General features: G+C 71.1%; 11 protein-coding genes. 3 read left to right on the top strand and 8 right to left on the bottom strand.

Annotated elements, in window-relative coordinates; genetic code table 11:
• The 5 genes from JYK17_RS36715 to JYK17_RS36695 form a co-directional block, all read right to left on the bottom strand.
• Window positions 1–1014 (bottom strand): hypothetical protein (locus tag JYK17_RS36715; RefSeq protein ID WP_222812088.1); only part of this gene is annotated, 1014 nt, incomplete at its 3' end.
• Window positions 1011–1769: a DUF8175 domain-containg protein gene (locus JYK17_RS36710; protein WP_222812087.1), complete on the bottom strand. Its 759-nt coding sequence runs from the start codon at window positions 1767–1769 to the stop codon at window positions 1011–1013. The genes JYK17_RS36715 and JYK17_RS36710, both read right to left, overlap by 4 nt.
• A gap of 8 nt (window positions 1770–1777) precedes the next feature.
• Window positions 1778–2065, bottom strand: coding sequence for a hypothetical protein (locus JYK17_RS36705; RefSeq protein ID WP_108007946.1), 288 nt, complete (start codon window positions 2063–2065; stop codon window positions 1778–1780).
• Window positions 2066–2159: 94 nt separating this feature from the next.
• Complete coding sequence (locus JYK17_RS36700) at window positions 2160–2447, bottom strand: hypothetical protein (RefSeq protein WP_164932269.1); 288 nt, start codon at window positions 2445–2447, stop codon at window positions 2160–2162.
• Window positions 2444–3070 (bottom strand): DUF6668 family protein, encoded by a 627-nt coding sequence (locus tag JYK17_RS36695; RefSeq protein WP_222812086.1) that lies wholly within the window; start codon window positions 3068–3070, stop codon window positions 2444–2446. The genes JYK17_RS36700 and JYK17_RS36695 overlap by 4 nt, the downstream gene beginning before the upstream one ends.
• A gap of 172 nt (window positions 3071–3242) precedes the next feature.
• Between JYK17_RS36695 and JYK17_RS36690 the strand changes: the two genes are divergently transcribed.
• The 3 genes from JYK17_RS36690 to JYK17_RS36680 all read left to right on the top strand — a co-directional run bounded on the left by JYK17_RS36690 (window position 3243) and on the right by JYK17_RS36680 (window position 5678).
• On the top strand, window positions 3243–4088 hold the full coding sequence (locus JYK17_RS36690) for a lysozyme family protein (protein WP_222812085.1): 846 nt from the start codon (window positions 3243–3245) through the stop codon (window positions 4086–4088).
• A gap of 11 nt (window positions 4089–4099) precedes the next feature.
• Window positions 4100–4969: a hypothetical protein gene (locus tag JYK17_RS36685; RefSeq protein WP_108007948.1), complete on the top strand. Its 870-nt coding sequence runs from the start codon at window positions 4100–4102 to the stop codon at window positions 4967–4969.
• A gap of 169 nt (window positions 4970–5138) precedes the next feature.
• Entirely contained in the window at window positions 5139–5678 is a 540-nt protein-coding gene (locus JYK17_RS36680) for a sigma-70 family RNA polymerase sigma factor (RefSeq protein WP_372465373.1), read from the top strand.
• 19 nt (window positions 5679–5697) lie between these two features.
• Here the strand turns inward: JYK17_RS36680 and JYK17_RS36675 are convergent, their stop codons facing one another.
• Genes JYK17_RS36675 through JYK17_RS36665 form a run of 3 tightly spaced genes read right to left on the bottom strand, consistent with a single transcriptional unit; the run spans window position 5698 to window position 10101 of the window.
• Window positions 5698–7392: a dipeptide ABC transporter ATP-binding protein gene (locus JYK17_RS36675; protein WP_222812084.1), complete on the bottom strand. Its 1695-nt coding sequence runs from the start codon at window positions 7390–7392 to the stop codon at window positions 5698–5700.
• A complete protein-coding gene (locus JYK17_RS36670) occupies window positions 7389–8477 on the bottom strand; it encodes an ABC transporter permease subunit (protein WP_222812083.1) in 1089 nt (362 codons plus the stop codon). Before JYK17_RS36670 ends, JYK17_RS36675 begins: the two co-directional genes overlap by 4 nt.
• Window positions 8478–8481: 4 nt before the next feature.
• Window positions 8482–10101: an ABC transporter substrate-binding protein gene (locus JYK17_RS36665; protein ID WP_222812082.1), complete on the bottom strand. Its 1620-nt coding sequence runs from the start codon at window positions 10099–10101 to the stop codon at window positions 8482–8484.
• Window positions 10102–10124: the final 23 nt, after the last annotated feature.

The raw sequence follows: 10124 nt of genomic DNA, 5'->3' as shown, positions 1-10124 counted from the left end.
GCCGCTGCCGCCGTCGGCACCGTTCGCCCCGGACGATCCGCCACCGCCCGTGGTCCCCGAGGCGCCGCTGGGCCCGCTGGGCCCGGCGTGGCCCGCGCCGCCGGAACCGCCGCTGCCGCCGAGCGACTTGGCCCCGCTGGCGAGTTGGCCGCCCACGCCCTGCATCGCCTCGGAGTACGCGCCGCCTCCGCCGAGCGCGGCGGTGGCGGGCACGATGAGTTTCAGCAGAGCGGGCAGGGCGACCGCGGACAGGAGCATCACGCCGATGCCGGCGATGCGCTCGTCGATCTGGGGGTCCTTGCCGGACTTGCTCTGCGTGAACATGGCCGCGCCGGTGTACAGCACGAGACCGGCCGCCGGCTTGTACAGCAGCCAGGCGATCATCCAGCCGATGTGCTTGCGCCACCATCCGGCGCCCCACTCGGTCATCGACGCCGCCGCGGCCAGCGGCAGGGTGCCGAGCAGAATGATCATCACGCCGAGCCGGATGTACATCAGGATCGTCTGGATGATCCCGCCGATCAGCAGCAGGAAGGCCAGGACCAGGAGCAGGATGGCCTCGGCGGTGGAGCCGGTGCTGCAGGAGCCGACGTCCGACAGCACGTCCTGCGCACCGTTGTCGAACAGGTAGGACGCGTAGTCGTCCGCCACACTGGCGGCGGCCAGCACGACGGTGGTCGCCGCGCCCGAGACCAGGACGACCCGGAGCATGCCCTTCAGGGCGGTCGTGCCCGCGGTGGGTTTGCGCTCCAGGGCCATGCGGGCGCAGGCGACGAGGATCGAGCCGACCGCGAGATAGACGACGAGCCACTGGGTCTGGTTGCTGACGTCCTTCGACGTGCCCGTTCCCGTCAGGGTGGGCACGTTGACCGTCAGGGTCGCGAACACCTTGATCGCGGCAGCGAGGATGGCCTTGGCGATCTGGTTCAGGATCGTCCCGATGGGGTTGCCCAGGAAGCTGAAGAAGCCCGTGAAGAAATCCACGATGGGGTTGCCGGACGAGTCGCAGTTCATGTCGTGCCTCCCCACGGGATGTAGCCGCTGGGGCTGCCCTCGACCGGTGCCACCGTCGTGTAGAGGGAGCCGTCGTCGGTGGGTACGAGCTTCCAGTCGCCGTCGCTCCAGCGCACGACGATCGTGGTCGTCCCATAGCCCTGGGTGGACGTGAGCAGCAGGCGGATCTTCGCCGTCCCGCTCGTGTACGAGGTCACCGAGAAGCCGGCGTACGAGCCGACAGCGCCGCCGCCCGTGTCGGCGGCGCTGTCGATGTCCTGGTAGGCCGAGCGCTGGAACTCGAACAGCTTGCGTCCGTTGCCCTCCACGACCTGTTGCCGGCAGACGGTCTCCCAACCGGACCCGCTCATCTGGGACGGGATGACGGTGGCGGCCAGCGCGGCACCGACGGGGGTGTGCGCGAAGCACCAGTGCACCGGCCCGTCCGTCCGGGTGGGCCCGGCCGAGGCGGAGACGGGTATCCGCCCGACACCGAGCCTGTGCCAGGTGATGTCCTTCGGCGCCGACTCGGGCAGCGCGCTGCCCGCGCTGTCGTCGGTCCGGCAGCCCTGGGGACGGCTGTTGCGCGGCCCGGACTTGTGGGACAGCGGGCCGTCGGCCGCCGCGTTCGCGTCGTCGCCGCCGGAGGTCAGGGCGATGAACCCGCCGACCAGTACGACCAGGCCGAGGAATCCCGCCGACCACTGCCAGCTGCGCTGCTTCCAGTACGGCCCCGGTTCCGGGGCCCGCCGCAGCCTGCGTAGGCGCTTGTCCACCGGACGGCTCACTGGAAGACGAAGGTCATCAGCGGGCCGGCGCTGGAGATCAGGACGCAGCCGCCGAGCACCATGCCGAGCCGGCTCATGTGCTCCGAGCTCTCGCCGCGCTTGAGGGACACGGCCATCATCGCGCCGGTGATCAGCACACCCAGCACACCGGCTGCCGTACCCGCCCAGGAGACCGCGCCGAGGACCTTGTCGACCTTGTCGCTCAGCCCCGGCACGGACTGGCTCTTGGGCTGGGGCACGCCTGCGGCGAGGAGGTTGTGGGCTTCGAACAGCAATGAGGACATGGGGGATCTCCAGGTAGTCGACGCCCGCGCGAGCGGTGGGCGAGAGATGGGTGTCAGTACCGAAAGGTGTGGGACGGAAAGGTGTGCGACGGGCCTACGGCCCGAGGAGGGACAGGTCGCCGAGGAACTCGACGAGTGGCCTGGCCGACGTGGCGACCACACAGGCGAGGAGGATGAAGAAGGCGCCGCGGAAGTGTGCGCCGCCCTCGCCGGGTTCGCCCCGGTTCAGCTGGATGGCCATGTTGATGCCGACGACCATCACGCCGAAGACGCCCGCGGCCGTGACGCACCACGCGAGGATGTTGATGATCAGGCCTGCGCCGTCCGGCGGGTTGTAGGTGGCCGCGGCCAGGAATCCGGCACCCGGTGCGGACGCGGTCATGACACGGCCTCCTCGCTGTGGACTCCGCTACCGGTGAGCTCGGCAAGGCTGTCGAGCTGTCTCGGCAGGACCTTCGGGGTCCCGCCGGTCCGCCATGCCGGAATCCACGGCACGCGCTGCACCCGGGCGACCGAGCGCAGGACCCGGATACGGCGCAGCAGCGCGAGCGGCAGCCGGCCGGGGGCGTCGGCGACGAGCACCACGGCCAGCAGGTCGATCCCCTGCGGGGCGCGCCCGTCCTTCAGCGCGCCCAGGGCCTGGGACACGGACTGGAGTCCGCGTGCGCTGGTCCGCCCGACCAGCACGACCCGACGCGGCTCGCCCCGGGAGGGATCCGGCCAGCGGGACCCCACGTCCACCCCGCCGAGCACCTCGACCAGCGAACTCACCCCGGCGCCGCCGTGCGCCTTGACCCAGCCGACCTCGTTGCGCGCCCTGCCCCGGGCCGACCTGGGCCGGCGGGGCTCACCCCAGCCCGGCTCGGCGGCCGGGGCGGAGGACTGGCGACGGGGCCTGGGCCGCGGGGCGGGCTGCGCGGTCCGCGGCGGGGCGGCGGGCCGGTCGGTCTTCGGTCCCCGTACCCAACCTCCATGCCCTGACGGCGTTGCCGAAGGTGTGCCCATGTGTGTCCCGCCCCCTTCTCGCCTCGTGCGTCCGATGCTCTGACTCATTTGGCTTCCACCAGTTTTGAACCAATTTGTGCCAAGGCCCGTTTCGATTGCCGAGCCCGACGGACAGCACAACGGGCCGTCACGGCACGCCGGTTCAAGGTGAAGGGAAGAAGGTCACACGCCCATGGGCGACGAAGAAGGCGGATCGAACACCGCCAGGAACGCGGCGACCCTGGCCGGCTGCGGCGTCGGCTGCGTGATGCTCATGCTCGCCGCGGCCGGCATCGGCATCGTCGTCCTGATCTTCTGCGGGTTCGACGTCATCCTGGCCCCGGTGATCCTGCTCTACATGTTCTTCCACGGACTCCTCGGCGGCGGCGCAGGAGGAGGTGGAGGCGATGGCGGCCACGCCCCGAGCACGGCCGAGGCGAGTTCGGCGCTGGTGCTCTTCCAGGGCGACGGACGCGGTGACCTGGACACCTCGTCGGTGCCCAAGGACCTGGTGGACCCGATCCAGAACGCCGGCAAGCTCTGCGACGCCATCGGCCCGAGGGTCATCGCGGCCCAGATCGACAGGGCGTCCGACTTCGACGCGTCCCTCGTCCGCGACGGCAAGCAGGGCATCTCCCAGCTGCCGCCCGACATCTTCAAGAAGTACGGCAAGGACGACGACGGCAACGGCAAGACCTCCGCGCTGGACGCGGAGGACTCGATCATGGCGCAGGGCCGCTACATGTGTGATCTGGCAGGCCAGGCGCAGCAGATGATCGACGCCAACGAGGCCGTGGGCAGCGTCCTCGATCTCGCCCTGGCGGGCTACGACGTCGGGATGGACTCCGTCCGTGCGGCCAAGGGCGTGCCGGACACCGGCGAGGCCCAGAACTATGTCGCGGGCGTCCGCGCCCAGTTCGCCAAGTACGCGGGGATCATCACGCTCCCGTCGGGCCTCGTCGCCCCCACCTTCACCACGACCGCTCCCCCCACCGCCGTTCCCAGCGAATCCGCCGGCCCCACGCCCAGCGCATCATGAGGAGGACAGCCATGGCCCGCTTCGAGGTGTACATCTCCGACGAGGGGTTCGCCGAGATCGAGGGGGAACCCCTCGTCCCCGCGCCGGGCCAGTCCGTGCACGAGGTCGTACTGGACCAACTGCAGCGGTACGCCGTCGAAAACGGCGGGGCCGTCGAGGCGACGGTGACCGAGCGCCCCGACACCGGTCACTTCGTCCTGGAGGTCGCACCGGACGGCTCCAGCCGCCTCCTCGCACCCAAGGACGCATCGCCCCACGATCAGGAGGACGAGCCGGCGCCCGAGTCGACGGCGCTCGAGCCCGGACCCGAGCCTGCGTTGGAGCCCGAACCCGGACCCGGACCCGGACGTGCGCCCGCACCCGGACGTGGATCCGCCGTCAATGCCGTCACCGCCGCCGTGGCCCGTGCCGCCGCTGCCGCCCGTGCCGCCACGCCCGTACCCGCCGAACTCGCCGTACAGATCGGCCATATCAACGCTCTCGCACGAGCCGACAGACTGGACGAGGCGTACGAGGCCGCGTCCCGGCTGCGCGAGAGGCTGGCCGGTGAGGCGGGCGCCGACCATCCGAACGCCGTGGAGGCGCGGGCCGTGGAGGCCTACGTCGCGCACCTGTGCGGCGACCACCGCGAGGCCGTCGTGCTGGCCCTGGCCGTGGCCCGGATCCGGTGCAGGGCGGGGGACCGGCGGGCGCCCGAGGACGTGGCGCGGGCGGTGGCCGCCTGGCAGTGGCTCGACGAGGAGCGCGCGATCGAAGTGCACGGGCACGAACTACTGCACATGTGGGAGCAGTTGGACCGCCGGGGACTTTTGTCGCCGGACCACACCCGGCTCGCCCGACAGGTCCGCAGACGCATGGCCGAGCCGGAGGTGTTCGTCTGAGCGCTCCAGCGCCTACGACCTGCGCGTATATGGCTGCCGCCGCCGCGTGAACCATTTGTCAATGGAGCATGCATCGCACGTCGCAAGACTCCGGGCTTCACGAGGCCAAGCCCCTCGGTCCGCGAACCGAGGGGCAGGCCACCGCGAGCACCAGGAGCACACCTTGAACGTGACGGTCATCGGATCGGCGAGCGCGGTCTCCCCCGACGAGCGGGCACTGCGCGATCTCTACCTGGAACACGGTCCGGCTCTCTACTCATACGTATTGCGCATGCTGGGCGGGGACGCCTACCTCACGGAGGACATCCTCCAGGAGACGCTGCTGCGCTGCTGGAACAAAAAGGCCCTGAGCGACAGCGAGGGGATGGCGGTACGGCCCTGGATGTTCCGGGTCGCGCGCAACCTCGTCATCGACGCGCACCGGACGCGCATGGCACGGCCGACGGAGGTCAGTGGCAACTCCTGGCTGAGCGATCTGTGCGCCGAAGCGGACGTCATAGAGCGGATGTTGTCATCGATCGTGGTGCGGGACGCCCTGCAGTCGTTGACCCCCGCGCACCGCGAGGCACTGCAGGAGACGATCTTCGCGGACCGCACCACCCAGCAGGCGGCCGAGGCCCTGGGCGTCCCGCAGGGCACGGTGAAGTCCCGCGTGTACTACGCCCTGCGCAGTCTGAGGTCGACGCTGGGGGACGACGGGCCGGAATGAGCGCCGTGACGAGATGCCATCAGCTCGTGGTGGTCTCGGCGACGGGGGTGACGACGCGGCCGCCGGGGATCGCCGCGAGCAGTTCGCGGGTGTATTCGTGCCGGGGGCGGGTGAACAGTTCGTCCGGCGCGCCTGTCTCGACGACGCGGCCGGCCCGCATGACGGCGACCTGGTGCGCGATCTGCCGTACGACGGCCAGGTCGTGCGAGATGAACAGGTACGCCACCCCGGTGTCGGCCTGCAACTCGGCCAGCAGGTCCAGGACTTGGGCCTGTACGGACACGTCGAGCGCGGAGACCGGCTCGTCGCAGACCACCAGGTCGGGGGAGAGGGCGAGCGCTCGGGCGATCGCCACGCGCTGCCGCTGCCCGCCGGACAGTTCCGCCGGGCGGCGCTCCAGCGTGGCGGCGGGCAGGGCCACCCGGTCGAGCAGTTCACGGGCCCGGGCGAGCCGGGAGGCGCGGTCGCCGACCTTGAAGGCGCGCAGCGGCTCGGTGATCACCTCGGCGACGGAGAACCGGGGGTCGAGCGAGGCGTAGGGGTTCTGGTAGACGAGCTGGGCACGGCGGCGCAGCTGCCTGACCCGGGCGCCCTTGGCGGTGGTGACGTCGGTGCCGTCGAAGAGGATCTGTCCGGCGGTCGCGTCGGTGAGGCGCAGTACCAGGCGGGCGGTGGTGGACTTGCCCGAGCCCGACTCTCCGACCAGGGCGAGGGTGCGGCCCCGGTGGAGGGTGAAGCTGACGTCGTCGACGGCGCGCAGGGTGCGGGGCCCGTCCCCGGCCCGGGGCAGCCCGAACTCCTTGACCAGGTCGCGCACTTCGACCAGGGGCGCCGTGTCCGGCTCGGGGACGGATGCAGGGGTGCGGACCCGGGCGGTGGTCAGGCTCGGGGCACTGGCCAGCAGGTGCCGGGTGTACTCGTCCTGCGGGTCGGCGAGGAGGTCACGGGTGGGGCCCGCCTCGACGACCTCGCCCCGCTCCATCACGACCAGCCGCTGTGCCCGGTCGGCGGCGACCCCGAGATCGTGGGTGACGAGCAGGACCGCGGTGCCCGACTCCTCGGTGAGGCGCTGGAGATGGTCGAGGATGACCCGCTGCACGGTGACGTCGAGGGCGCTGGTGGGCTCGTCGGCGATGATCAGCTCGGGCCGGGCGGCGATGGCGATGGCGATCAGGGCGCGCTGCCGCATGCCGCCGGACAGTTCGTGCGGGTACTGCCGGGCCCGGACGGCCGCGTCGGGCAGTCCGGCCCGGTCCAGGACATCGATCGCCTCCGCGGCGGCCGATCGGCGGGTCGCCAGACCGTGGATGCGCAGCACCTCGGCGACCTGGTCGCCGATGCGCGTCACCGGGTTGAGGGAGACCGTCGGATCCTGGGGGACCAGTCCGATCCGCGCGCCGCGTACGGTGCGCAGTTCCGCCTCCGACAGGGTGGCCAGGTCGTGCCGGCCGAAGCGGATCGTGCCCGCGTCGATGGTGCCGTTCGCCGAAAGGAGCCGCGTGACGGCGTGCGCGGTCGTGCTCTTGCCGGAGCCGGACTCGCCGACCACCGCCGTCACCTGTCCCGGCCACACGTCGAGGTCCACGCCCCGGACAGCCTGGACCGTGCCGCTCCGGGTGCGGTACGACACCGACAGACCGCGTATCTCCAGCAGGGGGCTGGTCACGTCCTCACCGTCCTCACCGTCCTCATCGCTTCTCTGTACGTCGGTCATCGCTGCCGGGACCATTCGCCGTCCAGTGCGCGGGCGATGCGGTTGGTGGCCAGCACGGTCGCGGCGATCGCCAGTCCGGGCAGCGCGGTCAACCACCAGGCGTTGGCGAGGTAGTTGCGGCCGTCGGAGATCAACGTGCCCCACTCCGGGGCCGGCGGGGGAGCGCCGTAGCCGAGGAAGCTCAGGGCCGACACGGCCAGGATGGAGGAGCCGAAGTCGAGGGTGGCCAGCACGACCACCGGGCCCGCCGCATTGGGCAGGACGTGCCGGCCCAGCACCGAGTACCAGCGCGCCCCGCTCGCCCGCGACGCCTCCACGAACACCGCCTGCCGTACCCGCAGCACCTCCGAGCGCGCCACCCGCGCGAACGCGGCCACACTGGCGATGCCGACCGCGACCGCCACCTTCACCGTGCCGTAGCCGAGCGCGGTGACCAGGGCCAGGGACATGAACAGCGCGGGGATGGACAGCAGCACGTCGACGAAGCGCATCAGCACGTCGTCCACCCAGCGGCCCACGAACCCGGCCACCACCCCCAGCAGCCCGCCGACCACGAACGCGACCAGCACGGCGATCAGCGTTGCCTTCAAGGACAGTTGGGCGCCGTGGACGACGCGGGAGAACACGTCGCGGCCCAGCTCGTCGACGGACACCCCGAGCGGCGGCAGCGACAGCAGCAGCTGCCGCAGCCAGCGCCGGGAGGCGTAGGTCGCCAGCACCGCGAGACCGCCGCCGAGGACCACCGCGAGCAGCAGTGCCGCGCCGGTCAACTGCAGGGTCTGCGGCAGCGCGTCGGCCACCGTCGAGGCGACCGGGCGGCCGGTGGACACCGAGTCGCCGAAGTCCCCGCGCACCGCACGGCCGAGATACTCGCCGTACTGCACCAGCACCGGCTTGTCGAAGCCGTACTCGTGCCGCAGGGCGGCGATCTGCTGCGGGTCGACCTGTCCCGAGTCCATCCCGGCACCGGCCATCGCCGTGACCGGGTCGCCCGGCAGGTAGTCCAGCACCAGGAACGAGATGGTGTACGCCGCCCACAGCACCCCGACCGCCTGGGCGAGCCGCTTGATCACATACCGGCGCATGCGGCTAGCCGATCCAGGTGTCGTGCAGCTGGAGCCGGCTGGAGGCGTCGAAGTCCAGGTGGTGCACCTTCTTCGTCACGCCGAGCTGGGTCTGGAGCTCCACCACCGGCACGTAGTAGGCGTTCCGCACGATCAACTGCTGCGCCTGGCCTATCAGTTGCTTGCGCTTGGCGGTGTCCGTGGTCGCGGCCTGCGCGGCCAGGACGGTGTCCAGGCCGCTCGCCGGCACGCGGTAGTAGTTGGCCAGCTTCGTGGAGAAGGAGCTGCGCAGGATGTCCGGGTCGGCCCGGGTGACGTTCCCCCAGGCCGCGTCGTAGTCGCCCGACTGCAGCGTCGGCGCGAGCTGAGTGACCTGGAGCTGCTTGAGGGACACCTGGACGCCGACGGCCTTGAGCTGCTGCTGGATCAGCTCCAGCGCCGGCTGGTTGGTGCCGGCGTTGGGGACCCAGTCGATGGTCAGGCTGAGCTTCTGGCCGCCCTTGGTGCGGATGCCGTCGCTGCCGATCTTCCAACCGGCCGCATTCAGCAGCGACTTGGCCTTCGACGCGTCGGTGGTGAGGTCCGGGGCGAGGCTGGTGTAGTCGGGCGTGGTGTGCGCCAGGATGCTGGTCGCCGCCTGGGTGCCGGTGGGAAAGACGGTGTCGGCGATCTGCTGCCGGCCGATGGCCGACGCGATCGCCCGGCGCACCCTCGCGTCCTTCAGGACCGGCCGCGCGTTGTTCAGGCCGAGCCCGAACACGACGCCGGGGTTGGCCCGTCGCAGGAGGGTGACCTGACCGCCCTTGAGCGCCGCCTCGTTGGCCTTCCCCACGCTGCTGATGGCGTCGACCTGCCCGGACTGGAGACTCCCGGCCCGTACGCCCGCCTCCGGTACGACCTTGAACACCAACTTGTCCAGGTACGCCTCGCCCTTCTTGCTCCACCGCGAGGAACCCCACGCGTATCCCGTGCGCCTGGCCAGGGTGACCGACTGGTTCTGCACGTACTGCTTCAACACGAAGGGCCCGGACCCGACCACCCCGTCGCTGCACTTCTGCTGCGGGCTCCTCTTCACGCTCGCCGACGACTCGATCCCCAGCGAGTGGGTCGAAGTGGCTTGCAGGAACTGGGCGTTGGGCCGGTCGAAGGTCACCTTGACGGTGAGCGGGTCGACCACCGTGGTGCTCTTGACGCCGCTCAGATAGCCCTCGGCGAGCGTCCCCAACGCGCCGAGCTTCGGCACGGCGTCGAAGTTGTCCTTGACCACCTGCGCGGTCAGCTTCGAGCCGTCGCTGAAGGTGACGCCCGACCTCAGATGGAAGGTGAACGTCGTGGCGTCGGAGCTGACGTCCCAGCTCTTCGCCAGCCACGGCACGATCCTGCCGGTCCTGGGGTCCTGGTCCGTCAGTGAGTCCACGATCTGGCGCACGGAGTAGATGGTCTCGTTGCTCGCGACCTGCTGCGGATCCACGCAGCCGGCGTCCGAGCCCACCGCGAAGGTCAGGGTGCCGCCGGACTTCGGCGCTGCTGCGCCGCCGCCGGAACCGCCGCCGCCGGAGCCGCAGGCGGTCAGCAGGACACTGGTGGTCACAAGGGCGGTCAGTGCCGCCCACCGAGAGGTTCTGACATCGGGAAGTGCAGTCACGGAGGGGCTTCTCCTGCTCGTGT

This window comes from Streptomyces plumbidurans (assembly GCF_019857225.1).
GTDB classification, from domain to species: Bacteria; Actinomycetota; Actinomycetes; order Streptomycetales; family Streptomycetaceae; genus Streptomyces; species Streptomyces plumbidurans.
This window is presented reverse-complemented; position numbering and strand designations above follow the sequence as displayed.

Coding starts and splice junctions, on each gene's coding strand:
- JYK17_RS36705 (WP_108007946.1), bottom strand. CDS start 2,065: ATGTCCTCATTGCTGTTCGAAGCCCACAACCTCCTCGCCGCAGGCGTG.
- JYK17_RS36700 (WP_164932269.1), bottom strand. CDS start 2,447: ATGACCGCGTCCGCACCGGGTGCCGGATTCCTGGCCGCGGCCACCTAC.
- JYK17_RS36695 (WP_222812086.1), bottom strand. CDS start 3,070: ATGGGCACACCTTCGGCAACGCCGTCAGGGCATGGAGGTTGGGTACGG.
- JYK17_RS36690 (WP_222812085.1), top strand. CDS start 3,243: ATGGGCGACGAAGAAGGCGGATCGAACACCGCCAGGAACGCGGCGACC.
- JYK17_RS36685 (WP_108007948.1), top strand. CDS start 4,100: ATGGCCCGCTTCGAGGTGTACATCTCCGACGAGGGGTTCGCCGAGATC.
- JYK17_RS36675 (WP_222812084.1), bottom strand. CDS start 7,392: ATGACCGACGTACAGAGAAGCGATGAGGACGGTGAGGACGGTGAGGAC.
- JYK17_RS36670 (WP_222812083.1), bottom strand. CDS start 8,477: ATGCGCCGGTATGTGATCAAGCGGCTCGCCCAGGCGGTCGGGGTGCTG.